Source organism: Bradyrhizobium sp. 44 (assembly GCF_023073095.1).
GTDB lineage: Bacteria > Pseudomonadota > Alphaproteobacteria > Rhizobiales > Xanthobacteraceae > Bradyrhizobium.
Genome location: NZ_JADPIY010000008.1, coordinates 330,012 through 353,430, shown reverse-complemented (window position 1 = coordinate 353,430; position 23,419 = coordinate 330,012). Strand labels below are relative to the sequence as shown.

Below are 23,419 nucleotides of genomic sequence, written 5' to 3'. Positions count from 1 at the left end.
GCACCTTTCCCGCTTGCGGGGGAGGTCGGCGCGAAGCGCCGGGTGGGGATTCTCTCCTCTAGGGGATTGTCCCTTTGCGGAAAGACCCTCTCCCCAACCCTCTCCCGCAAGCGGGAGAGGGAGCGCACTTCCTTCGCGATTAAAGAGAGGTCCAATCTGAGAACTCTACCGATCCGGGCTGGCGCGCTCGAACTGGCGCAGGATCTTGTTGCCGCGCTCGACGGCGGCATCGAGCGCGGCTTGCGCGCTCTTGCGGCCGGCAAAGGCCTGCTCCAGCTCGTCCTCGATCGCGCCGCGGATCAGCACGAAGGAGCCGAGCCGGATGCCCTTCGAATTCTCCGTCGGCGGATGCAGCGTGATCTCCTCGAACGACATCGCCGAGCCCGGATTGCGCTCGTAAAACCCTTGCGCGCGCGTCAGCTCGAACGCGGCGCGGGTGACAGGCAGATAGCCGGTGTTCTGGTGCCAGGCGGCCTGCACGCCGGGCTGCGACAGATAGGCGAAGAATCGCGCCACGCCCTTGTATTCCTCGCGTGGGCGGTCGCGCAGCACCCACAGCGTGGCGCCGCCGATGATCGAATTCTGCGGCGCGCCCTTCACGTCGGGCCAATACGGCATCATGCCGTAGCCGATCTCGAACTTCGAGTTCGCCTTGATGTCGGCGCGCGTCGCCGAGGAGCCGATGAAGATGCCGCATTCGCCGTTCTGGAAGCGCGGCTCGGCCGACTGGCCGCGGCCGCTATAGTCGAACACCTTCGTCTTCTGCCACTCGCTGAGCTCGGCGACGTGACGCACGAGAGACGGATTGTTGATGGTCAACTCGGCATCGAGCGCGGCAAAGCCGTTGGTCCGCGTCGCCAGCGGCAGATTGTGAAACGCTGAAAAATTCTCGACATGGATCCAGGACGGCCAGGACGTGGTGAAGCCGCACGCCGCGCCGCGATCGCGCAGGCGTTTAGCGGCAGCACCGAGCTCCGGCCAGGTCTTCGGCGGCGCCTCCGGATCGAGCCCTGCGTCGCGGAACATGGTCTTGTTGTAATAGAGAATCGGCGTCGACGAATTGAACGGGAAGGACAAGAGATTGCCGGCCGCATCGGTGTAGTAGCCGGAGACCGCGGGAAGATAGTCATTGAGCGAGAACGGCTCGTTCATGTCCCGCATCAGGCTGAACACGGGATAGATCGCGCCCTTGGCCGCGGTCATGGTGGCGGTGGCGACCTCGTTGACCTGGACGATCGCGGGCTGGCTGCGCGAGCGGAAGGCGAAGATCGCGGCCGTCACCGTCTCGGTGTAACTGCCCTTGTAAGTCGGCACGACGCGATAGTCCGGCTGCGAGGCGTTGAAGTCGGAAGCAAGCTTCTCGAGCTGGCGGCCGAGTTCGCCGGACATGGCGTGCCACCACGCGATGTCGGTCGCAGCCCGCACCGGCGCGGCCAAGGAGAGGGCCGCAAGGGCGGCGATGACCTGCAAGAAGCGCAATGCTGAAATCACGATGGCTCTTTCCGTATCGCGCGAAGACGGCGACCGTCCCTGCTTAAGGCGCGGCATTTGCGGTTTCAACCGGGAATGAGCGTCGGCCGCGCCGCACAATCACGCCGAAGCCCCGGGCGGGATGGCCTTCCCCCGACCATCTGCTAGATTGCATTGAACCTTTTGCTCCCGCCATAGACTCCACCACTGAGGGGTTGAGTGTGCCAGTGTTGAACCGTGCCGAACGCTCGCGGACCGGGGTGGTTTTCGTCGCGCTTCTGATCGCCATCTGCGCGACGGGGGCCGCTGCGCGGGAATTCCGCGCCGCCGACACCCAGACCGAGGATTATCCGACCGTGCAGGCGCTGCGCTACATGGGCGCCCTGATCGCCGAGCGCAGCGGCGGCCGGCACGAGGTCAAGGTGTTCCACTCCCGCCAGCTCGGCGAGGAGAAGGAGACCATCGAGCAGACCCGGGTCGGCGCGATCGATCTCAACCGGACCAATGTGGCGCTGATCGGCAACTTCGTCCCGGCGATGAACGTGCTGGCGATGCCGTTCCTGTTCCGGTCCATCGAGCACATGCAGAAGGTGCTGGACGGGCCGATCGGCGGCGAGATCCTCGGCAGCTTCGAGCCCTATGGCTTCGTTGGACTCGCCTTCTACGATTCCGGCGCGCGGTCGATCTACAACGGCGCCCGCCCGGTCAGAAACGTCGCGGACCTCAAGGGATTGCGGATCCGGGTGCAGCAGTCGGAGTTGATGAGCCAGATGATCCGCGCGCTCGGCGCGGAGCCGGTCGAGATGCCCTATGGACAGGTGCTTGCCGGGCTTGCCAACCATCTGATCGACGGCGCCGAGAACAACTGGCCCTCCTACGTGACGACGGACCATTACAAGCATGCCGGCTATCTCGCGCTCACCGAGCACACGATGAGCCCCGAAGTGCTGGTGATCTCGCTGAAGGCGTGGAAAAGCCTGTCGGCCGACGACCAGACCATCTTCCGGGAAGCCGCGCAGCGCTCCAGCCGATTCATGCGCGAGAAATGGCGCGACCTCGAGGAGCAGTCGCAGCGCAAGGCGGAAGAAGCGGGCGTCACCATCGTCAGGGATATCGACCGCAAGCCGTTCGAGGACGCGATGGTCGCGATCTACACCAAGGCCGGGCAAGATCCGGCCGCGGCCGCGCTGATCGAACGCATTCGCAAGGTGGAGTGAGGCCTCTTGCCCGGGCTTGGACACAGCGAGCATGCAGACAGGTCGCCCGGCCCGATGGGGCGGCTGCGCGCGCGGCTGGTCGGCGTGCTCCGGGCGGTGCCGATCCGCTGGCGCATCCTGTCGATCGCGGCGCTGAACTCTGCCGTGGTCATCGTGCTGGTCGGGCTGATCTGGAACGGCTCGCAGGTGCTCGGCTCGGCCTGGGAGGACGTGCGCCAGGTGCGCGAATCCGACCGGATTCTGGCGCTGCTCGAAAGCGAGACCGGGCGGCTGCACAATCTGATCCACCGCTACATCAACCAGCCGAGCCCCGACCTGTTCGCCGAGATCCTGCTGCTGCGCGAGGCGGTGCTGGGGACGCTGACCAATCGCGCCGCCAAGGACCCGATGCTGTCGGGCTCGGTCGAGGAGCTGGAGCGCACCACCGACCGCTTCCTCAACGGCTTCGGCGAGCTGCGCGGCGTGCAGGCCACCATCGCGAAGACCTATGAGGATCAGGTGCAGGGACCGGCCAGGGACATGGCCGGGCTTTACTCCATCATCGAAGGCGCCACCGGCCACCGCGACGCGCTGATCTGGCCTTCGCTGGGCAAGTCGCGCGAAGCCTTCACCGCGATGCTGGTCGCGGCCAATTCCTACTATCTCTCGCTGTCATCGGGTGCGGCCGACGACGCCCGCCGCAATACCGAAACCATCGAGAAGACCATCCCCGTGATGATCGATCTCGCCGACAACGACCTCCAGCGCATGGCGCTGCGGCGGCTGGCGGCCCGGACCGCCGCGCTGCGCGAGGGCTTCGCAAAGCTCTCCGAGCAGCTCACGAACCGTACCGAGCTGCTGCGCAATACCATCGACGCCAACCAGGCCGAGGCCATCGGCGCCATCGACGATCTCTCCACCAAGATGCGCCAGCGCGAGCAGAAGGCGCAGGAGACGTTCGACCGCACGCTGGCGGACATTTCCCGTCGCGTTCTTTCCATCGCCGTGATCTTCCTCGGCATCATCCTCACCGCCGGCGTGCTGATCGCCCTGTCGATCCGGCTGCCGCTGCAGCAGATCATGGCGGCGATGCGCGCGATCACGCTCGGCGACCTCGGCCGCGAGGTGCAGGGCACGCGTGCACGTGACGAGGTCGGCGCCATGGCGCGCGCGGTGGAAGTGTTCCGCGAAAACGCAATCGCGAAGCGCCAGACCGAGGACGAGCTGCGCGCGTCCAAGGAGAAGGCCGAGAGCGCGCTGCTCGAGCTCAACGCCGCGCAGCAGAATCTGATCGATGCCGAGAGGCTCGCAGCCCTCGGCGGCCTCGTCGCCGGTGTCGCGCACGAGGTCAACAATCCGATCGGGATCAGCCTCACCGTTGCGTCGAGCTTTGCCCGGCGCACCGAGATCTTCGAGGCCCAGCTCAAGGGCGACGGCGGCCTACGCCGCTCGCAGTTGGAAGAATTCGTGCAGTCCTCGCGCGACGCCTCGCAGCAGCTCGTCGCCAATCTCCAGCGCGCCGGCGAACTGATCCAGTCTTTCAAGCAGGTCGCGGTCGACCGCTCCCATGCCGAGCGGCGGCAGTTCTCACTGAGCGAAGCCACCGACCAGATTATCGCGAGCCTGCGCCCGGTGCTGAAGCGGTCGCCGATCACGCTCCATGTCGACATGCCCGAGGGGCTGCTGCTCGACGGCTATCCCGGCTCCTACGGCCAGATCCTGACCAATTTGTTCCTGAATGCCGCCAACCACGCCTTTGCCGACGGCCGCGCCGGCACGATCACGATCTCGGCGCGGCCCCGCGGGGCCGACGACGTCGAGATCATCTTCACCGATGACGGGGCCGGCATGACCTCCGACGTGCAGCGCCAAGCCTTTGACCCATTCTTTACCACCAGGCGCAATGAAGGTGGCACGGGACTCGGCCTCCATATCGTCTATAACCTCGTCACCCAGCAGCTCGGCGGTCGCATGATGCTGGAATCCAAGCTGGGACAAGGCACTACATTTCGCATTATCATGCCCCGGGTCGCCAGGGGCGGCGGGCAAAGCACAGAGACTGACGGGACTTCTCAATGGCCGAACAGGACGATGTCCTCCACCTGATCGACGACACCGGTACCGCATCGGAGGATGTTGACGCCCGGAAATGGAAGATCGCCGTCATCGACGACGATCCGGCCGTGCATGACGGCACGCGTTTTGCGCTCTCGGACTATTCCCTCAACGGCCAGGGCCTGGAGATCCTCTCCGCCCATTCCGCGGCGGAAGGTCGCAAGCTGATGGCGGCGCACAACGACATCGCCGCCGTGCTGCTCGACGTCATCATGGAGACAGACGTCGCCGGCCTCGAGCTGGTCGAGTACATCCGCAACGAGCTCAAGAACGAGACCGTGCGCATCATCCTGCGCACCGGACAGCCCGGCCAGGCGCCCGAGCGGCGCGTAATCGTCCAGTACGATATCAACGACTACAAGGCCAAGACCGAGCTCACCGCCGACAAGCTGTTCACCTCGCTGACCGCGGCGCTGCGCTCCTACCAGCAGCTCGAGCGCATGCTGCAGACAAGGCGCGGGCTCGAGATCATCATCGACGCCGCCTCGACGCTGTACGACTTCAAGTCGATGCAGCGGCTCGCCGAGGGCGTGCTGACCCAGCTCGCCTCGCTGCTCAACGTCGATTGCGCCGGCATACTGGTCTTGCGCGACAATGGCGGCCTCGACCCCGAGCTCTCGGTGCTCGCCGGCAGCGGCTGCTACAGCCGCTTCATCGGCACGACCTCGTCGAAGGCGCTCGACCCCGATCTGCGCGCGATGGTGGAAGCCGCGTTCCAGGGCCGCAAGAACGAATTCGCGGACCACCGCAGCGTCATCTATTTGCGCACCGGAAGCGGGCGCGAGGTCGTGGTGCTGCTGCAGGCCGAGCGCGAGCTGTCCGAGACCGACCGCTCGCTGGTCGAGATCTTTTCCAGCCGGCTCTCGATCGCCTTCGACAACGTCATCCTCTACCAGCAGCTCCAGGCCGCCAACACCCAGCTGGAAGACCGCGTCGCCCAGCGCACCCGCGCGCTGATGCAGGCCAACCGCCGCCTCTCAGCGCAATGGCTGCGGCTGCAGCGCGCCAACGGCTTCAAGAACGAGATCCTCGGCACCGTTGCCCACGATCTGAAGAATCCGCTCGGCGTCATCCTCGGCCGCACCGAGATGCTGAAGGAGCTGATCTCGACCGGCGCGTCGTCAGGCGGCGTGGTCGCCCAGGTCGATCACATCCGCGATGCGACGAAGCGCCTGACCTCGATGGTCGATCATCTGATCTCGGACGCGATGGCCGATGCCTTCGACATCACCATCCGCCGCGAGCCGGTTGACGTCGCGGCCCTGGTCAAGGAAGTCGCCGAGGCCAACCAGCCGCTCGCCGTCAACAAGCAGCAGACGATCAGCGTCACCGCACCCGTCAACATCGTCACCATGTGCGACACCGACCGCATCCGCGAGGCGATCGACAACCTCATCAGCAACGCCATCAAATACTCGCCGATCGGCGGCAAGATCGGCGTCATCGTGAGCCATGAAGGCGGCGACACCATCGTCCGCGTCAGCGACGAGGGCGCCGGCCTGTCGCCGGAGGATCTCGGCCGCCTGTTCGGCCGGTTCCAGCGGCTGTCGGCAAAGCCGACCGCCGGCGAGAGCTCGACCGGGCTTGGGTTGTCCATCGTCAAGCGTATTATCGACATGCACGGCGGCGAGGTGACCGCCGAGAGCGAGGGCCCCGGCAAGGGCTCGACCTTCACCATCACTCTCCCCGCGACCGAAATCCCGTGATCTCAGCACCATGACCCAAAGCCAGCACATCATGATCGTCGACGACGAGGCCCCGGCCCGGGAGATGGTCGGCGATTACCTCAAGATGCACGGCTTCACCGTGACGCTGTGCGACGGCGGCAAGTCGTTGCGCACGGCGATCGACGGCAGCATGCCCGACCTCGTCGTGCTCGACCTCAACATGCCGGAGGAAGACGGGCTCTCGATCATCCGCGACCTCAAGAGCCGCATCAACGTGCCGGTGATCATGCTGACGGCGACGGCGAGCCCGATCGACCGCGTCGTCGGCCTCGAGCTCGGCGCCGACGATTACGTGGCCAAGCCGTGCGAGCTGCGTGAGCTGATGGCGCGCATCCGCTCGGTGCTGCGCCGGAGCGCGCCGGCGAAAGCCGTGGCGGAAACGGCGGCTGCGAAATCGGACAAGGAGCAATTGGTACGGTTCGGGACGAAGTGGCTCGATCTCGAAGCCCAGGCCTTGCGCGACGACGAGGGCAACGAGCACCCGCTGACCGCATCCGAGTTTGGGCTCTTGAAGGTGTTCGCGGCCAATCCAAAGCGCGTGCTGTCGCGCGAGCGCCTGCTGGAATTGGCCAACGCGCGCGACGCCGAAGCCTTCGACCGCGCCGTCGATCTGCGCATCATGCGCATCCGCCGCAAGATCGAGCCCGATCCGGCAAAACCCGCCGTGATCCGCACCATCCGCGGCGGCGGCTATCTGTTCTCGCCGGCGGGCGAGAAGGCGTAGATCACGCACCACCCACGGTGTCGTCCCGGCGAAGGCCGGAACCCATTACGCCAGGGAGAAGTTGTGGCGCGAGGCTGGTCCCTCGTGTCTTCGCCAAACCCACTCCGTGGTTATGGGTCCCGGCCTTCGCCGGGACGACAGCTGGGATTGAGGCGACATCGAACGCAAAGGCCCGAAATACGTTCCCGGCGCCTCCGTCCGCCTCCATTCACCACCCCCGTATTTTCCGTACATTGAAATTCCACGCTTTTTTGCCCCGAATGTTTCGTCGCGGCTAATCCGACGAAACAATTTGATGGCGCACGAAACCATTTTCCCCTTTTCGTGCAGACGTCCCGAAACGTTGGCTCATTAACACTTTGGTCGAAGGAAACGCCGCTCGGTTGCGGCGCTACGGGGAGCCAAGTCAATGCCGAACGTCATCGCCATCAACGCCCAAGCCAGCCAGAGCATCATTGCCGCTCAGGCGACCTCGGACGACATGCTTCTCGAAAGCATTGCCGACGGCAACCGGACGTCCATGCACATCCTTTATTGCCGGCACAATGTGCGCGTCTACCGCTTCATCCTGCGGATCGTGCGCGACGCCACCACGGCGGAAGACCTCGTCAGCCAGGTGTTTCTGGACGTGTGGCGGACCGCCGGCCAATTCCAGGGCCGCTCGCAGGTTTCGACCTGGCTGCTCTCGATCGCCCGCTTCAAGGCGCTGACCGCGATGCGCCAGCGCCGCTTCGAGGACATCGATCAGGAAGACGTGCGCCAGATCGCCGACGGTTGCGACACGCCGGAGACCTCGCTCGACCGCAGCGACACCAGCGCGATCCTTCGCGCCTGCGTTCAGAAGCTGTCACCCGCGCACCGCGAAATCATCACGCTCGTCTACTACCATGAGAAGTCGGTGGAGGAGGTCGGACAGATCATCGGCATCCCGCAGAGCACGGTGAAGACCCGGATGTTCTACGCCCGCAAGCAACTCGCCGAATTGCTTAAGGGCTGCGGCGTCGAGCGCTTTGCCGCCTGAAGCTCAGATATTTCAAGGGGATAGGGCGTTGGCTTTGACCCTGTCCTGGACACGGAAGTGTTACCGCCGACGAAACAATTGAAACAAAGCACAACATCAGGCGGAAAAACTTCCCTCCTATAAAGCTCATATACGGTTTCGTTAAACCTCCCAAGACCTCCAACGACCCGGACGGGATGCCCCCCTCCGGGTCGTTTTGTATTTGGGTTGGTTCAGGTGCCGGACTTATGGTTCGAGACGCCCGCTGCAGCACTCCCGTCACGAAGGCGTGACGCGGGGTAACGACTGCCTCTCTCATCCCGAACAGCCCTCGTGACCCCCATTCACGAGTGCCCCGATGCTCGAACTCACCTTCGCCGTCCTCGCCGGCATCCTCACCATCGCCGCGCCGTGCACGCTGCCGATGCTGCCGATCCTGCTCGGGGCCTCGATCGGCCGCAGCTCGCAGCTGCGCCCCGCGATGATCGCGTTCGGCTTCGTCATCTCGTTCTCCGCGACCGCGCTGTTGCTCGGCGCCATCACGCGGCTGTTTAATTTCGATCCGAACGTGCTGCGCGAGGCGGCATCGATCCTGCTGCTCGGCTTCGGCCTGTTGATGCTGTGGCCGGCGCCGTTCGAATGGCTGTCGATCCGGCTCAACGGCTGGCTCGATCTCGGCAACTCCGGCGCCACGCAGCGCGAGGGCGCGCTCGGCGGGCTCGTGCTCGGCACCACGCTTGGCCTGGTCTGGACGCCCTGCGCCGGCCCGGTGCTCGGCTCGATCCTGACGCTGGTCGCGACCACTGAGAACGCGACCTGGGCCGGCATGCTGCTGATCGCCTACGCCATCGGTGCGGCCATTCCCATGCTGGCGATCGCCTATGGCGGGCAGGCCGCCACCACGCGGGTGCGCAGTCTCGCGCGCATCTCGCCGCGGCTACAGCAGGGCTTTGGCGTCGTCGTGATCGGTTTCGCCGTCGCCGCCTATTTCCAATACGACACGCTGATCGTGGCGTGGCTCACCGGCTTCTATCCCGCCGGCCAGATCGGCCTGTGATCATCCCTCATCTTCACCGGAGGACTTGTCCATGACTTTCAAGCTGCTCGCCGTCTCCGCCGCACTGATCGGCATCGCCGTAACCGGCGCCGTCATCCCCGGCATCTGCGACGAGGCCGCGCGCGCCGTCCCTGTCGTGACAGCGGCCGCCAGCCAGGACACCGCGCCCGACTTCGCCGGCATCAACAACTGGTTCAACTCGAAACCGCTGAACATTGCCGATCTGCGCGGCAAGGTCGTGCTGGTTGATTTCTGGACCTATGGCTGCGTCAACTGCGTCAACACGCTGCCGCACGTCACCGACCTCTATGCCAAGTACAAGGACAAGGGCCTCGTCGTGGTCGGCGTGCACACACCGGAATTCCCGTTCGAGCGCTCGGCGTCCAACGTCCAGGCGGCGCTCAAGCGCCACGGCATCACCTATCCGGTGGCACAGGACAATGATTCCAAGACCTGGAACGCGTACCGCAACCGATATTGGCCGGCGCAATACATCATCGACCAGAACGGAAAGATCGTGTTCCAGCACGAGGGCGAAGGCCGCTATGACGAGATCGACCGCACCGTGGCAAAGCTGCTGAACGCCAATAGCTGACGCCGGATTGGCGCGCCACGCCCTTGTTGCTTGACTCCACGGACCGGTCCGTGGAGTTTCGCGGGCCACGTAATCAGCCGCCCGCGATGGACGACGTCACCAGCAGCACCGACATTCGCCTTCGTGAAGGCGCCTCGATCGCGCAGCGGCTGGTCATGTCCGGCTTTGCGGCCGCCGTTGCGCTATGCTTCACGCCGGGCCTGTTCACGCACGACACTCTGGAGGTCATCATCTCCGTGGTCGCGCTGCTGGTGGGAGCGGCGTTCGTCGCTATCATCATGCTGGCGCCGGCGGTGGTGTGGATCATCACGCCGGATGAGATCCTGATCGGGGAGCAGCGTCCGTTCGGAAAACTTCGGACGCGGGTCGTTGCCAAGGACGACATCAGGGGATTGCAGGTTCCCGGCAGCAAGAGGGCGAAAGCCCGCTTCCAGCTCGCCTTCACGTTGGCCTCCGGTGAGCGCCTGACATCGCCGCCGATCGCCGATATCACCCACGTGCACGCCACGGTGGCGCGGATCGCCGCGCAATTCGACGTTCCCGACGTCGAGTCTCCCGTCAATCCGCTCGATGCCAGCAATCCCGAGATGCGTCTCGGCGACCCGCTCGAGCCGTTCTCGAAGAGAGACATCAGGATCGTCGCACTGATCGTCGTCGCATTGTGCGCCGTTCCCTACGCCTACAGGCTCTGGCGTGGCCTGTCGCCCGGGCCGGTCGACATCATGCTGCTGCCGGTCGGCGCGATCGCCGCTTTCGGGGTGTCCCGTTATGCCAATCTTGTGACCGGCGCCTTCTGGATCATCCGGCAAGGTGATATCCGCGTCGAACGCCTGTGGGGCGACGGCACGTTGCGCGCCGACCACATCGAAGGGCGCGACGTCAAGACGATCACGGTCGAGCGCCGCGGCCGGTCCGAGGACGAGCACTGTATCGTGGTGATCCGATTGCAGTCGGGACGGCGGTTTCGCAGCCCTCGCATCGGGTCGAGGCCTGAGGCCCGGGCCGTAGGTGCCGAAATCGTCCGGCGGCTCGGGATCGCGGCTGAGAATAACCAGATCTGATATCGCGTCGCTTCCACATCGTCATGGCCGGGCTTGTCCCGGCCATCCACGTCTTTACCCATAGTGCCAAGAACGTGGAGGCCCGGGACAAGCCCGGGCATGACGGCGTTTGTGAATGCAAATTTGGTCGCCCCACCCCAAGCGAGGCCGTGGCTACTGCTTTTCGCGCCATCCCCTGTTTGTGGCATTGCCCGGCCTCGTCAAAAAACCAAAGCATTCTCGTGACATATCGGCTAAGTGTGCCTTGAACTTGCCATGAAGAGGGCCCTCAGATTTGATGGTTCCAGATGGTTTTGGCCTTGGCCGTGGGGGAGAGCTTGAAATGACGGATTTTCGTCGTCTGACCGGGATGTTTGTGGCTGCGATCGGCCTGATCCTGTCCGCGCCCCATGCCTACGCCCAGCAGCCCGACCGCGGCGACGAGCCGGGCCTGGTCGCCGACGATGCCTTCGAACTCGATCCGGAGTGGCAGAAGCAGGTCGTCTACTTCCGTACCACCGAAGCGCCCGGCACCCTCATCATCTCGACCGCCGAACGGCATCTCTATCTGGTGCAGCCTGGCGGTCGCGCGATCCGCTACGGCATCGGCGTCGGCCGCGACGGTTTTCAGTGGCAGGGGCTGGTGAACATCACCAACAAGAAGGAGTGGCCGGACTGGACGCCGCCGCCGGAGATGATCCAGCGCCAGCCCTATCTGCCGCGCTTCATGGCCGGCGGCCCCGGCAATCCGCTCGGCGCGCGCGCCATGTATTTGGGCACCACGGTCTACCGCATCCACGGCACCAATCGGCCCGACACGATCGGCACCAAGGTCTCCTCGGGCTGCTTCCGGCTGGTCAACCGCGACGTCGCCGATCTCTACGATCGCGTCCCGGTCGGCACCAAGGTTGTCATCCGGCAGAAGCCCGAGCTCTGATCTCCTCGCCTTAGCGAATATTCCTTTTCCCGATTATTTCGAGAGAGCAACATGATGCGCACTTTTCGTGGCGGCCTGCTGATCGGGCTCGCAGTCGCCGTGCTGGTCGCCGTCCTGGCCATCATCTATGAATTCTACGACACCCGCACGCTGAAGCGCACCGTCCGCCGCGGCGAAGTGCTGTGCGGCGTCAACAAGGGCCTGCCGGGCTTCTCGATCCCCGACGACAAGGGCAACTGGACCGGCTTCGACGTCGATTTCTGCCGTGCGGTGGCCTCCGCGATCTTCAACGACCCGAGCAAGGCGAAGTTCGTCGCGCTGGATGCCAACGAGCGCTTCAAGGAATTGCAGAGCCGAAAGGTGGACATCCTCTCGCGCAACTCGACCTGGAGCATGGCGCGCGAGCTCGACTACGACCTCTATTTCCCCGCGGTCGCCTATTACGACGGCGCAGGCTTCATGCTGCCGCGCGCGCGCAACAAGGAAACCGCGCTGGACCTGACCGAGAGCAAAGTCTGCGTCCAGACCGGGACCACCACCGCGCTCAACGTCGCGGATTACTTCCGTGCCAACAACATGAAGTATGAAGAGGTGAAGTTCGACAAGCTGGACGACGTCGTGAAAGCCTACGACACCGGCAAATGCGATACGCTCTCCGCCGACGTCTCCCAACTCTACGCACTGCGGATCAACCTGTCGAAGCCCGGCGACCACATGATCCTGCCGGACATGATCTCCAAGGAGCCGCTCGCCCCCGTCGTGCGCCAGCGCGACGACGACTGGATGATGATCGTGAAGTGGACGCTCTACGCGATGATCAACGCCGAGGAGCTCGGCGTCTCCTCTGAGAACATCGACGAGGCCCTGAAGTCGAAGAAGCCGGAAGTGATGCGGCTGGTCGGCACCGAGGGCAATTACGGCGAGCAGCTCGGCCTCACCAAGGATTGGGTGGTCCGCATCATCCGCCACGTCGGCAATTACGGCGAGATGTATGAGCGCAACATCGGCGAGAAGTCGAAGCTGAAGATCCCGCGCGGCATGAACCAGCTGTGGAATGCAGGCGGCGTGCAGTATGCACCGCCGGTGCGGTAGGAGGTCTTTCCGCCGTCATTGCGAGCGAAGCGAAGCAATCCAGGATCTTCCGCAGAGGCAGTCTGGATTGCTTCGTCGCAAGTGCTCCTCGCAATGACGAGCTTGGGGCAAGCGCTGTCCACACTCTCAACTGTCATCGCCCGGCTTGACCGGGCGATCCAGTACGCCGCAGCCTCTCGGTAGATCTCTGCCGTCTCTGGAATACTGGATCGCCCGCCTTCGCGGGCGATGACACCGAATGCGACGCGACGGTACGCCTCAATACCCCCGCGCACGCGCCAGCTGCTCGGTGTGGTAATTGGCATCGCCGAACAGTTCCTCGCACACGCGCGCGCGCTTCATGAAGAAGCCGATGTCGAACTGGTCGGTCATGCCCATGCCGCCATGCATCTGCACGCCTTCCTGCACCGCGCGCGTGGCGGTGGTGCCGGCGCGGGCCTTTGCCACTGCGACGGTTGATGCGGCCTTGGCGACGTCCGTATCGAGCGCCTGCAGCGCCTTCATCACGGCGGCGCGGGTGATCTCGATGTCGACGTAGAGCTCGGCGGCGCGGTGCTGCAGCGCCTGGAATTCGCCGATCAGCTTGCCGAACTGCTTGCGGCTCTTCAGGTACTCGACGGTGCGATTGAACACCTCTTCGCTCAGGCCCACCATTTCTGAGGCCACCGCGCCGCGCCCGATATCGAGCACGCCGTCGAGCAGCGCACCACCCTGGTCGACTTCGCCGAGCACGCTGTCGGCATCGACCTGGACATTGGCAAGCTCGAGCCGCGCCGCATTGTGTGCGTCGACCATGATGGTGCGCTCGATCGCAACGCCCTTGGCCTTTGGGTTGACCAGGAACAGCGTCAGCCCCTCGCGTTCGCCGGCCGAGCCGGCGGTGCGCGCAGCGACAATGAGAAGATCGGCGACGTGACCGTCGACCACCAGCGCCTTGGCGCCGGAGAGCCTGAAACCGTTGCCGGCGCGCACGGCCTGGAGGCTGGTCTGAAGCGGGCGATGTTTTGCGCCCTCGTCGATCGCGAGCGTCGCCAGCAGGGAGCCGTTGGAGATCTTCGGCAGATATTCCGACTTCTGCGCGGCATTGCCGCCACGGTTCAGCGCCGAGGCCGCGACAACGCTGGTGGCGAGGAAGGGCGACGGCATCAGCGTGCGGCCGATCTCCTCCATCACCACGCCGGCCTCGACATAGCCGAGGCCGCTGCCGCCGAACTCTTCCGGCACCAGCAAGCCGGCAAAGCCCATCTCGGCGAAGGAATGCCAAAACTCCTTGGAAAAGCCGGCGGGGTCTTTGCTGTCGCGCAGATGCCGCAAATGCGACACCGGCGCCTTGTCGCTGATCAACCCGCGCGCGCTGTCGCGGAGCATCGATTGTTCTTCGGTGAGGACGAGGGCCATGGGTGCGTTCCGATTCGAAATCTGTTTTGTCTTGGTCATTCCGGGATGGCCCGAAGGGCCAGGCCCGGAATCCATCAGGGGGCATATACGCGGTGAAATGGATTCCGGGCTCGCGCTTCGCGCGCCCCGGAATGACGGGAAGTCTACGCCCCCGGCAGATCGAGGATGCGCTTGGCGACGATGCCGAGCATGACCTCGGTCGTGCCGCCCTCGATCGAGTTGGCCTTGGTCCGCAGCCAGGCGCGTGGACGGGCGCCTTGCTTCGAACGCTCGCTCTCCCATTCCAGTGCATCGACGCCGCCGGCCGACATCAGGATCTCGTAACGGCGCTTGTTGAGCTCGGTGCCGTAATATTTCATCGCCGACGAGAACGCCGGATGCGCCTGCCCCGCCTTGGCGAGATCGACCGCGCGCTCGGCGCAGGCTGCAAGGGCGGCTTCATCGACGTCGAAGCTGGCGATCCGGCCGCGCAGCATGGAATCGTCGAGCCGTCCCAGCGCATCGGTGCCGACGGAATCGGCCGCGATCTGGCCGAGCGGACGGCCGACGCCGCGCTCGCCCATGCCCGATATCATCGCGCGCTCATGCTGGAGCAGATATTTTGCGACGTCCCAGCCGCGATTGACGGTGCCGACCACGTGCGGTTTCGGCACGCGGACATTGTCGAAGAAGGTTTCGCAGAACGGCGAGTAGCCGGAGATCAGCAGGATCGGCTTGGTCGTCACGCCCTTCGATGTCATGTCGAACAGGATGAAGCTGATGCCGTCATGCTTCTTCGCGGCGGGATCGGTGCGGACGAGGCAGAAGATCCAGTCGGCGTAGTTGGCGTAGGACGTCCAGATCTTCGACCCCGTGATGACGAAATCATCGCCGTCGCTCTCGGCACGGGTCTGCAGCGAGGCGAGATCGGAGCCGGCGTTCGGCTCGGAATAGCCCTGGCACCAGCGGATCAGGCCCGCGGCGATCTTCGGCAGATGCTCCTTCTTCTGGGCATCGTTGCCGTATTTCAGCAGCGCCGGCCCGAGCATCCAGATCCCGAAGCTCGACAGCGGCGGACGCGCGCCGATTCGTCCCATCTCCGCGCGCAGCACCTTGTGCTCGGCCGCGCTCAAGCCGCCGCCGCCGTACTCCTTCGGCCAATCGGGTACGGTCCAGCCCTTGTCGCGCATGCGCTCGAACCAGATGCGCTGCGGCTCCGACGAGAATTTTGCATTACGTCCGCCCCAGAACACGTCGGCATCGGACGTTGCAGGCTTGCGCATCTCCGGCGGACAATTGGCCTCGAGCCAGGCGCGCGTTTCGCTGCGGAATGTTTCGAGATCGGCGGTCTCAGTCTCGCTGGCCCTGGCGTCGGTCATTGGTCGTTTCCATCAATCTAAATCGGCTTGTTGGCCGCGACTCTGGGCCAAGCTCCCGCGGAATTCAACCACTTCCGTGTCACGCATCCGCTATAGTCGCCGCGACGGCGAAGCTTGAAAACAAAGAGGAAACAACAATGCGCCTGAAACTTCTTTCGCCTGGCGAAATGAACGAGAGCCAGCGGCAGACCTATGACGAGTCGATTGCCGGCAAGCGCGGCAAGCCGCCGGCGCCGATGATGGCCTGGCTCAACAGCCCCGACATGGCCCGCCACGCCACGCGGCTCGGCGAGGTCCTGCGCTACGATACGATCTTCCCCGCGAAGCTCTCGGAGATCGCGATCCTGGTGACGGCGCGGCACTGGACCGCGCATTACGAATGGTACGCGCACAAGCGCCTCGCGCTTGCCGGCGGCATGGCCCCTGACATCATCGATGCCATCCGCGACCGCCGCACGCCCGTCTTCGACGATCCCAAGGGCAAGATGATCTACGACGTCGCAAAGTCGCTGCATGAGGGCCACGGCGTCGAGAAGGGCCTCTATGACGAGGCGGTGAAGCTGCTCGGCGAGCGCGGCGTGGTCGAGGTGATTGGTCTCTGCGGCTATTACACGCTGGTGTCGATGACGCTGAACACGTTTGAGTTCGAGCTGCCGGAGGGCGAGGTGCGGGAGCTGTCGTAAGTTGCCTATCCGGAAACGCTGGATTTCTGGATAGGCCGGTAGCACTGTCCCAAGCCCGCACTTATGTGGAGTTCATCAACGGAGCAGCCGCATGTCGCAGAACCAAGCCGTCGCCGCCGGCACCAGGATCGGCCACGTTCACCTCAAGGTCGCCGATCTCGATCGCGCACTCGGCTTCTATTGCGGCGTGCTCGGTTTCGAGCTGATGCAGCGCATGGGCTCCGGCGCGGCCTTCATCTCGGCCGGCGGCTATCATCACCACATCGGGCTCAACACCTGGGAGAGCAAGGGCGGCTCGCCGCCGCCGGCGGGCACGACCGGGCTCTATCACACCGCGATCCTCTATCCGACGCGGCCGGCGCTGGCGGATGCGCTGCACCGCGTGCTCTCGGCCGGCATTGCGCTCGACGGCGCGAGCGACCATGGCGTCAGCGAGGCGCTGTATTTGCGCGACCCGGACCAGAACGGCGTGGAGCTGTATTGGGACAAGCCGCGGGAGCAATGGCCGTTCGGGCCGGACGGGAAGCTCGCGATGTTTACGAAGCGGCTGGATGTGGAGGAGCTGCTGAAGCAGCGCGAGGCGTGAGCTCCGCTGCCGCCCCTCGTCATTGCGAGCGCAGCGAAGCAATCCAGACTGTCTCTGCGGAGGCAGCCTGGATTGCTTCGTCGCAAGAGCTCCTCGCAATGACGGAGTTTGTTGAAGCGCCGTCGCTCACGACTGGGATTTTCGCCCCCGCACCATGATCAACGCCGCCGCCGCCAGCTCCAGCGCAATACACAGATAGAACGGCAGCTCATAGCCACCGGAAAAATCGCGCAGAACGCCGACCACGCCGGGGCCGAACGCATACGTCACCTGGTTGATCGCGGTGTTGAGGCTGATCAGCACGCCGAACGAGGCGGAATCGAATTCCTGCTGCACGATCAGCGACGGCAGCGTGATGAGATTGCCGACCGAGAAGCCGAACAATGCGCAGGCCGCGATCAGCACGTAATCATTGTGCAAATTGATGACGACGAGAAGCGCCACGGCCTGGCTCAGGAACGACAGGGCCGAGGCAAGCCGCTGGTTGAGGCGGTCGATCACCAGCGAGAACAGCACCCGGCCGATCACCGCCATCGCGGTCAGCACCGCAACCGCGACGGCCGCGCGCTCGCGCCCGATCACGGGATCGAGGAACGAGATCAGGTGGACGATGAAGCCGACCTGCGCGAACAGCACCAAGGCAAAGGCAATGGTTACGGTGAGGAAGCCGACGTCGCGCAAGGCCTGGCTGCGGATCTGCGCCGACGATTGCGGCTTCGCTCTCGTCGCTGCGCGCCGGCCATGGAGATCGGGCGGGCGGCCGACGACAATCAGGATCACCGGCACGAGCAGCGCCAGCATGGCACCGGCGACGGTAAACATCGCGCTTGCGAAGCCGACATGGCCGATCAGGGTCACCAGCAGCGGCACCCCGACGATGCCGCCGAAGCTTGCGCCGTTCAGCGCGAGGCTGATCGCCATGCCGCGCTTTTGGTCGAACCACAAGCTGATCGTGTTGGTGATCATGGCGAGGCTGGTGCCGGCCCAGCCGAAGGCGAGCACGGCATTCGCGAGATAAAGCTGCCACGGCTCGCGCACCGCGCCGATCGCGACCGCGGCAGCCGACATCGCCAGCGTGCCCGCGATCAGGCCAAGGCGCGGGCCGTATTTGTTGACGGCTTCGCCGACGAAGACGACGAGCAGCGCGCCGAACAGATAGAAGAACGTCGTGCCGGACGAGATCAGCGAGGCCGACCAGCCGTGCGCACGCTGGAGCTCGGCGACATAGACGCTCTGGCCGTAGAAGCCGAGCCCCCAGCCGAAGGTCGCGAGCAGGAAGCAGACCGCAACGATGCGCCAGCCTTCGTAGCGGAGAGAGGATTCGTCGATGGATGCGTTGTGCCGGGGATTGTCGAGCATTTGCGCTTGTCCTTCGTTTCCCCCGCGAGCGCCGTGCTTCACGCTCGCCTGTTCATGACGAGCATCATGTAACAACCCAAGCCCCGGAAATCACTTCGACCTGGATCGAACTATCAACGCTGCTGACAGCCTCCCGCCAATTCAGATCGCATCCGGGAACTCGCCCATCGCCGCGTCCAGCCGCGCTTTGCGACGGCGGGCAAAGGACGCCAGCGAGAGCACGGCGAGGCCGAGCAGCACCGGCGGGAACACCACCATGTTCACCGCGGACCAGCCGTAACTGGCGAGCAATTGGCCGGACGAGAACGAGCCGATCGCCATCATCCCGAACACCAGGAAATCGTTGAAGGCCTGCACCTTGTTGCGCTCCTGCGGCCGATGCGTCTCCAGCACCAGCGCGGAGGCGCCGATGAAGGAAAAATTCCACCCCACACCGAGCACGACCAGCGTGGCCCAGAAATGCATCGCGGTGATGCCGGACAGGCCGATGCAGGCTGCGCCAGCCTCCAGCAGCAGGCCGGCGGCAACGACCTTGCGCGCGCCGAAGCGGGCAATCAGCGCGCCCGTGAAGAAGCTCGGCCCGTACATGGCGACGATGTGCCATTGAATGCCGAAATTTGAATCGGAAACGCTCAAGCCGCACAGTTTCATGGCGAGCGGCGCCGAGGTCATCACCAGATTCATCATGGGGTAGGAGATGACGCCGCACAGCGCCGCCGCGATGAAGCGCGGCTGGGTCACGATCTCGAGCAGCGGCCGCCCGCCGTGAAGATCGGCCGGTGCCGGCTTCGGCATGTCGACCCCGGCGACGATGCCCATCGCGATGAGCGCGACGGCAGCCTGGACCAGGAAGCTGAAGGCAAACAGATAAGGCTGCCAGACATCCATGGTCCATTGCACGAGCTGCGGACCGAGCACGCCGGCGAACACGCCGCCCGCCATCACCCAGGACACCGCCTTGGGCCGATAGGCAGCGCTGGCGCCGTCGGCGGCAGCGAAGCGATAGGACTGCGCCACCGCGCCGTAGAGGCCGCCGAGAAAAGTCGCCAGACAGAACAACGGAAACGAAGCGTGCAGGATCGCGAACGAGCCGAGCAGACCGGTCAGCGCGCCCAGACCTGTGCCGACGATGAAAGCCATTCGGCGGCCGAAGCGGCGCGAGATCGCGCCGGTCGGCAGCGTGCCGGCGGCGAGGCCGAGCACGTACATCGAGATCGGCACGGTCGCGAACGAGACGTCGGGCGCGAGCGTCGCGCCGACGATCGCGCCGGTGGCGAAGATCACCGCCGAGTTGGCGCCAGTCAGCGCCTGCGCGGCGGCCAGGCGCACCACATTGGCGCGCACGCGGGTGTCGGCGGCGATCTCATTGGCTGCAGTCACATCCAGCATCGGCATTTCCGCCCCAACGGGCTTTCGAGGGGCTTTTAAAGGCTTTCAAGGGCTCGCTTGATTCCCGGCACTATGGCGGGGCGCGGGAGGCCGGGCAACCGGCGCAAACGGGCGCAGGCCATGTCTCTGACGCAATCGGGCCGATGATAATGGGCCGCGCACTTGACGGTTTGCGCTCGATCAAATCCTATCCGCCGCGACCTTCCGGAGTTTCGTTCATGTCCGTCGACGACAGGCCTACGCTCAGCACTCCCGACGACGATCCCTGGCTCTGGCTGGAGGAGATCGAAGGCAAGCAGGCGCTCGATTTCGTCACGCGGCAGAACAGCCTGACGCTCGAGGCGTTCGGCGGAGCGGCCTTCGCGCGCGACCGTGACATCCTCGCGGCGATCTACGATCGTCCCGACAACATTCCCTATGTCAGCCGGCGCGGCGACGAACTGCACAACCTCTGGAAGGACGCCACCAACCCGCGCGGCCTGTGGCGGAAGACTTCGCTCGCGGAGTTTCGCAAACCGCATCCCACGTGGGAGATCATGCTGGATGTCGACCAGCTCGCGGCAAGCGAAGGCGAGGACTGGCTGCTGAGCGGAATCACCACACAGAAGGGAAGCGCGCGCGCCATTTTGGGCCTGTCGCGCGGTGGCAGCGACGCCGTGACCTTGCGGGAATTCGACCTCGACACCAAGAGTTTCGTCGCGGACGGATTTGCGCTGTCGGAAGCCAAGGGCGGCGCCGATTGGCTCGATGGCGACACGCTGCTGCTGTCGAGCGCCTATGGCGAAGGCATGGCGACGAGCTCGGGATATTCGCGGACGGTTCGGCTGTGGCGGCGCGGCCAGCCTGTCGATCAGGCGCAAATAATCATCGAGACCACGGCCGATCATATGGCGATCTCCGGCATCGTCGACGACACCGCTGCGGCCCCGCGCAGCTGGATCGTCGACCAGATCGATTTCTTCAATCATGCGCTCTGGCTGCGCGGCGCGGACGGCACGACGACAAAGCTCGATCTGCCGACCGGCATCTGGTTGCAGGCGCATGGCGACTGGTTCGCGATGAAGCTGCGCGAAGCCTGGTCGATCGAGGGGAAAACCTATGCCGCCGACACCGTGCTCGGCATGTCGCTCTCGGCGTTCCTCGCCGGCAGCCGCGATTTCGCGGTGCTGTTCGAGCCGGAATCTCGCCGAGCCCTGCAAGGTCTGTTCTGGACCGGAGGCAGGCTGGTGCTGTCGATCCTCGACGAGCTCCAGCCGCAATTCGAGATCTGCACGCCATCCGCCACGAGCTGGAGCCGCGAGTCACTCGGCGGCCTGCCGCAGATCGGCGTGGTCGACATCTGGCCGCTGGATCGCCATCCCTCCGAGAGCAATGGGGACCTGCTTGCCAATGTGCAGGATCCGCTGACGCCGCCGTCGCTGCTGCTGATGGAGCGCGGCGTCGCGAGCCCGACCGTGCTGAAGCAGGCGCCGAAAACATTCAACGCCGACGGCCTCGTGGTGACCCAGCACGAGGCGATCTCGATCGACGGCGAGCGTATCCCTTATGTGCAGACCGGCCCCAGCGGCGAGACCGGCGATGCACCGGTCTATATGAGCGCCTATGGCGGCTTCGCCCATTCGGTGAAGCCGTATTACAACGCATCGCTCGGCAAGCTGTGGCTGGAGCGCGGCGGCACGACGGTGCAGGCGAATTTGCGCGGCGGCGGCGAATTCGGCACGCGCTGGCACGATGCCGGCCGGCTCGCCGGCAAGAAACTGTCGCACGACGATTTCGCAGCCGTTGCCGCCGATCTCGTCCGCCGCGGCGTGACCAAAGCAAAGCGCATCGCCGCGCAGGGTGGATCGAACGGCGGCATCCTCATCACCAACATGCTGGTGCGCTACCCCGAACGTTTCGGCGCGCTGTTCTGCACCATCCCGCTGATCGACATGCGCCGCTACACGAAGCTGCTCGCCGGCGCGAGCTGGATCGCGGAATATGGCGATCCCGACAAGCCGGAGGAGTGGGACTGGCTGAAGACCTACTCCGCCTATCACAACGTCAAAGCCGGCCAGCCCTATCCGCCGATCCTGATCGCCACCACGCGGCGCGACGACCGTGTCCATCCCGGGCATGCGCGCAAGATGGCCGCAAAGCTCCAGGCCATGGGTTACGAGGCCTGGTTCTACGAGCCTGAAGCGGGCGGCCACGGCTACGGCAAGGACAACAAGGAGCGCGCCGGGTTCGAGGTGATTGGCTTTCGGTTCTTGAAGGACAAGATCGGCTGGAGGGATGGCGAGGGCTAGCGTTGCGGCGCTGACGTCTTCGGATCGTCATGGCCGAGCTTGACCCGGCCATCCACGCCTTGGCTGGTGCACGAAGAACGTGGATGCCCGGGACAAGCCCGGCATGACGAGCTTCTATCGCGCGAATACCAAGGTCAGATTGTTCGCGGGCATGTCGATCGTATCGACGAGGCGAAGACCTGCGCCGCGGGCGAGCGCCTCGACGTCGGCGATATCACGCACGCCCCAGTCGGGATTGCCTTCACGCAACGACGTGTCGAACACGGCATTGCTGAGCGCGATGTGCTTGCCGCCGCGCTTGAAGGGGCCGTAGAGGAACAGCTTGCCGTCGGCCCGCAAATAGCGGCCGGCGCCGGCGAACAGGCCCTCGGCGACGCTCCATGGCGCGATGTGGATGACATTGGCGCAGAACAATGCGGCAAGACTTGACGGCGCCTGCCCGTTTTTCATCTCCGGGCACCAGTCCGGATCGGTGAGATCGATCCGCAGCGGCGAGCGGATGTTTTTCAGGCCTGAATGAACGCGCCAGGCCTCGATGCTCTTGAGGTGGCGCTGGTTGAGATCGCTGGGCCACCAGATCAGGCCGGGCGTGTGACGGGCGAAGTGAACCACGTGCTGGCCGGTTCCGCTGCCGAGCTCGACCACGTTGCCGGTGCAGCCGGCGAGATGTTTTTCCAGTGCCGCCCAGAGCGGCTCGTGATTGCGATGAAATGCCGGCGCGTCGAGCCGCCCGTCGGACTCGACCCGACCGCCATCCCTGCCGAATTCGACGACATATTCAGCCAAGTGAGGTCCCCTTGAAAAAACGAGAACGCGTTGAAAACAGGATGAGCGCCCAAACGCTCAGGAAACAGCCGGCCCGCGCCACGACCCTTAACTCTCGGGCCAAATCGGCTGAACAAATAATCTCATTAGTTGCAATGGGGAAGATATTAACTTCATTTTGTCGCGTGCATAGTCTTGATTGTCAGGCGGTGCCCTTTGTGCTTTGGAACGCTTCTATTTCGCGATCGAGACCATCGATATAACGCTTCGGAATGACGCCTTGACCGCCTTTTCCCGGACGCCCGTTCTGTTCATCTTGCTGGTCATTGCCGCCGGCCTCGCCCGCCCGGCGTGGGCGCAGTCCGTTGTGGCCGACGGCCAGAAACTCGCTTTCGACCGCGGCAAGGGCAATTGCCTGACCTGCCACGTGATCAAGGGTGGCGACCTGCCGGGAACGATCGGGCCGGAACTGAAGGACCTCAAGGCCAAGTACCCTGATCGCAACGAGCTGGCCGCGATCATCTTCGACGAGGCCAAGCGCAATCCGCAGACCATGATGCCGCCGTTCGGCCGGAACCGGATTTTGACCGAACAGGAGATCAGCGCGATCGTTGATTTCCTGCAGACCCTGTGACTTCAG

The 23,419-nt window shown here is 64.6% G+C and carries 20 protein-coding genes; 14 read left to right on the top strand and 6 right to left on the bottom strand.

The features are described 5' to 3' along the window. Positions 1 to 165 precede the first annotated feature (165 nt). Complete coding sequence (gene ugpB, locus IVB41_RS03620) at positions 166 to 1,548, bottom strand: sn-glycerol-3-phosphate ABC transporter substrate-binding protein UgpB (RefSeq protein WP_051462636.1); 1,383 nt, start codon at positions 1,546 to 1,548, stop codon at positions 166 to 168. A 143-nt stretch (positions 1,549 to 1,691) separates the two neighbouring features. Here ugpB and IVB41_RS03615 point away from each other — a divergent pair, with 143 nt between their 5' ends. The 10 genes from IVB41_RS03615 to IVB41_RS03570 all read left to right on the top strand — a co-directional run bounded on the left by IVB41_RS03615 (position 1,692) and on the right by IVB41_RS03570 (position 12,953). Beyond that, on the top strand, positions 1,692 to 2,687 hold the full coding sequence (locus IVB41_RS03615; protein WP_247426796.1) for a TRAP transporter substrate-binding protein: 996 nt from the start codon (positions 1,692 to 1,694) through the stop codon (positions 2,685 to 2,687). A gap of 54 nt (positions 2,688 to 2,741) precedes the next feature. Continuing rightward, on the top strand, positions 2,742 to 4,772 hold the full coding sequence (locus IVB41_RS03610; RefSeq protein ID WP_027514477.1) for an ATP-binding protein: 2,031 nt from the start codon (positions 2,742 to 2,744) through the stop codon (positions 4,770 to 4,772). Continuing rightward, positions 4,742 to 6,487 carry a DUF3369 domain-containing protein gene (locus tag IVB41_RS03605; protein ID WP_247426793.1) on the top strand — a complete coding sequence of 582 codons (1,746 nt, stop codon included), beginning with the start codon at positions 4,742 to 4,744 and terminating at the stop codon, positions 6,485 to 6,487. Before IVB41_RS03610 ends, IVB41_RS03605 begins: the two co-directional genes overlap by 31 nt. Positions 6,488 to 6,497: 10 nt before the next feature. Continuing rightward, positions 6,498 to 7,232: a response regulator gene (locus tag IVB41_RS03600; RefSeq protein ID WP_007597984.1), complete on the top strand. Its 735-nt coding sequence runs from the start codon at positions 6,498 to 6,500 to the stop codon at positions 7,230 to 7,232. Between the two features lie 409 nt (positions 7,233 to 7,641). Next, a complete protein-coding gene (locus IVB41_RS03595) occupies positions 7,642 to 8,253 on the top strand; it encodes a sigma-70 family RNA polymerase sigma factor (protein ID WP_018456005.1) in 612 nt (203 codons plus the stop codon). 337 nt (positions 8,254 to 8,590) lie between these two features. Further along, positions 8,591 to 9,289, top strand: a complete 699-nt coding sequence (locus IVB41_RS03590) for a cytochrome c biogenesis CcdA family protein (protein WP_247426790.1) — start codon at positions 8,591 to 8,593, stop codon at positions 9,287 to 9,289. Positions 9,290 to 9,320: 31 nt separating this feature from the next. Next, positions 9,321 to 9,884 carry a thioredoxin family protein gene (locus IVB41_RS03585; protein WP_247426786.1) on the top strand — a complete coding sequence of 188 codons (564 nt, stop codon included), beginning with the start codon at positions 9,321 to 9,323 and terminating at the stop codon, positions 9,882 to 9,884. 86 nt (positions 9,885 to 9,970) lie between these two features. Further along, the gene (locus IVB41_RS03580) at positions 9,971 to 10,945 is read left to right on the top strand and encodes a hypothetical protein (protein WP_247426784.1); all 975 of its coding nucleotides are present in this window, start codon (positions 9,971 to 9,973) and stop codon (positions 10,943 to 10,945) included. A gap of 322 nt (positions 10,946 to 11,267) precedes the next feature. Then, complete coding sequence (locus IVB41_RS03575) at positions 11,268 to 11,861, top strand: L,D-transpeptidase (protein WP_247426781.1); 594 nt, start codon at positions 11,268 to 11,270, stop codon at positions 11,859 to 11,861. Positions 11,862 to 11,915: 54 nt separating this feature from the next. Next, entirely contained in the window at positions 11,916 to 12,953 is a 1,038-nt protein-coding gene (locus tag IVB41_RS03570; RefSeq protein WP_247428979.1) for an amino acid ABC transporter substrate-binding protein, read from the top strand. Between the two features lie 258 nt (positions 12,954 to 13,211). Here the strand turns inward: IVB41_RS03570 and IVB41_RS03565 are convergent, their stop codons facing one another. Both IVB41_RS03565 and IVB41_RS03560 read right to left on the bottom strand, forming a co-directional pair. Further along, positions 13,212 to 14,351 (bottom strand): acyl-CoA dehydrogenase family protein, encoded by a 1,140-nt coding sequence (locus IVB41_RS03565; protein WP_247426778.1) that lies wholly within the window; start codon positions 14,349 to 14,351, stop codon positions 13,212 to 13,214. Between the two features lie 143 nt (positions 14,352 to 14,494). Further along, positions 14,495 to 15,709, bottom strand: a complete 1,215-nt coding sequence (locus tag IVB41_RS03560) for an acyl-CoA dehydrogenase family protein (protein ID WP_247426776.1) — start codon at positions 15,707 to 15,709, stop codon at positions 14,495 to 14,497. Positions 15,710 to 15,846: 137 nt separating this feature from the next. Between IVB41_RS03560 and IVB41_RS03555 the strand changes: the two genes are divergently transcribed. Together IVB41_RS03555 and IVB41_RS03550 are read left to right on the top strand one after the other, a co-directional pair. Then, positions 15,847 to 16,392 (top strand): carboxymuconolactone decarboxylase family protein, encoded by a 546-nt coding sequence (locus IVB41_RS03555; protein ID WP_027565949.1) that lies wholly within the window; start codon positions 15,847 to 15,849, stop codon positions 16,390 to 16,392. A gap of 91 nt (positions 16,393 to 16,483) precedes the next feature. Then, positions 16,484 to 16,978, top strand: a complete 495-nt coding sequence (locus IVB41_RS03550; protein ID WP_027565950.1) for a VOC family protein — start codon at positions 16,484 to 16,486, stop codon at positions 16,976 to 16,978. 126 nt (positions 16,979 to 17,104) lie between these two features. Here IVB41_RS03550 and IVB41_RS03545 read toward each other — a convergent pair whose 3' ends face one another. Both IVB41_RS03545 and IVB41_RS03540 read right to left on the bottom strand, forming a co-directional pair. Further along, the gene (locus IVB41_RS03545) at positions 17,105 to 18,337 is read right to left on the bottom strand and encodes an MFS transporter (protein ID WP_247426773.1); all 1,233 of its coding nucleotides are present in this window, start codon (positions 18,335 to 18,337) and stop codon (positions 17,105 to 17,107) included. A 141-nt stretch (positions 18,338 to 18,478) separates the two neighbouring features. Further along, positions 18,479 to 19,726, bottom strand: a complete 1,248-nt coding sequence (locus IVB41_RS03540) for an MFS transporter (protein ID WP_247426769.1) — start codon at positions 19,724 to 19,726, stop codon at positions 18,479 to 18,481. Positions 19,727 to 19,944: 218 nt separating this feature from the next. On the opposite strand from IVB41_RS03540, the gene IVB41_RS03535 reads away from it, so the two are divergent. Continuing rightward, complete coding sequence (locus IVB41_RS03535; RefSeq protein ID WP_247426767.1) at positions 19,945 to 22,014, top strand: prolyl oligopeptidase family protein; 2,070 nt, start codon at positions 19,945 to 19,947, stop codon at positions 22,012 to 22,014. A 114-nt stretch (positions 22,015 to 22,128) separates the two neighbouring features. On the opposite strand, the gene IVB41_RS03530 is transcribed toward IVB41_RS03535, so the two are convergent. Then, positions 22,129 to 22,800: a DUF938 domain-containing protein gene (locus tag IVB41_RS03530; RefSeq protein WP_247426764.1), complete on the bottom strand. Its 672-nt coding sequence runs from the start codon at positions 22,798 to 22,800 to the stop codon at positions 22,129 to 22,131. A gap of 259 nt (positions 22,801 to 23,059) precedes the next feature. Between IVB41_RS03530 and soxX the strand changes: the two genes are divergently transcribed. Next, on the top strand, positions 23,060 to 23,413 hold the full coding sequence (gene soxX, locus IVB41_RS03525; protein ID WP_247426746.1) for a sulfur oxidation c-type cytochrome SoxX: 354 nt from the start codon (positions 23,060 to 23,062) through the stop codon (positions 23,411 to 23,413). The last annotated feature ends 6 nt before the right edge of the window (positions 23,414 to 23,419 follow it).

Excerpts from the sequence above, each read along its gene's own strand:
- ugpB (WP_051462636.1), bottom strand. The coding sequence starts at position 1,548 with ATGCCGCGCCTTAAGCAGGGACGGTCGCCGTCTTCGCGCGATACGGAA.
- IVB41_RS03610 (WP_027514477.1), top strand. The coding sequence starts at position 2,742 with ATGGGGCGGCTGCGCGCGCGGCTGGTCGGCGTGCTCCGGGCGGTGCCG.
- IVB41_RS03605 (WP_247426793.1), top strand. The coding sequence starts at position 4,742 with ATGGCCGAACAGGACGATGTCCTCCACCTGATCGACGACACCGGTACC.
- IVB41_RS03600 (WP_007597984.1), top strand. The coding sequence starts at position 6,498 with ATGACCCAAAGCCAGCACATCATGATCGTCGACGACGAGGCCCCGGCC.
- IVB41_RS03595 (WP_018456005.1), top strand. The coding sequence starts at position 7,642 with ATGCCGAACGTCATCGCCATCAACGCCCAAGCCAGCCAGAGCATCATT.
- IVB41_RS03590 (WP_247426790.1), top strand. The coding sequence starts at position 8,591 with ATGCTCGAACTCACCTTCGCCGTCCTCGCCGGCATCCTCACCATCGCC.
- IVB41_RS03585 (WP_247426786.1), top strand. The coding sequence starts at position 9,321 with ATGACTTTCAAGCTGCTCGCCGTCTCCGCCGCACTGATCGGCATCGCC.
- IVB41_RS03580 (WP_247426784.1), top strand. The coding sequence starts at position 9,971 with ATGGACGACGTCACCAGCAGCACCGACATTCGCCTTCGTGAAGGCGCC.
- IVB41_RS03575 (WP_247426781.1), top strand. The coding sequence starts at position 11,268 with ATGACGGATTTTCGTCGTCTGACCGGGATGTTTGTGGCTGCGATCGGC.
- IVB41_RS03570 (WP_247428979.1), top strand. The coding sequence starts at position 11,916 with ATGCGCACTTTTCGTGGCGGCCTGCTGATCGGGCTCGCAGTCGCCGTG.
- IVB41_RS03565 (WP_247426778.1), bottom strand. The coding sequence starts at position 14,351 with ATGGCCCTCGTCCTCACCGAAGAACAATCGATGCTCCGCGACAGCGCG.
- IVB41_RS03560 (WP_247426776.1), bottom strand. The coding sequence starts at position 15,709 with ATGACCGACGCCAGGGCCAGCGAGACTGAGACCGCCGATCTCGAAACA.
- IVB41_RS03555 (WP_027565949.1), top strand. The coding sequence starts at position 15,847 with ATGCGCCTGAAACTTCTTTCGCCTGGCGAAATGAACGAGAGCCAGCGG.
- IVB41_RS03550 (WP_027565950.1), top strand. The coding sequence starts at position 16,484 with ATGTCGCAGAACCAAGCCGTCGCCGCCGGCACCAGGATCGGCCACGTT.
- IVB41_RS03545 (WP_247426773.1), bottom strand. The coding sequence starts at position 18,337 with ATGCTCGACAATCCCCGGCACAACGCATCCATCGACGAATCCTCTCTC.
- IVB41_RS03540 (WP_247426769.1), bottom strand. The coding sequence starts at position 19,726 with ATGCTGGATGTGACTGCAGCCAATGAGATCGCCGCCGACACCCGCGTG.
- IVB41_RS03535 (WP_247426767.1), top strand. The coding sequence starts at position 19,945 with ATGTCCGTCGACGACAGGCCTACGCTCAGCACTCCCGACGACGATCCC.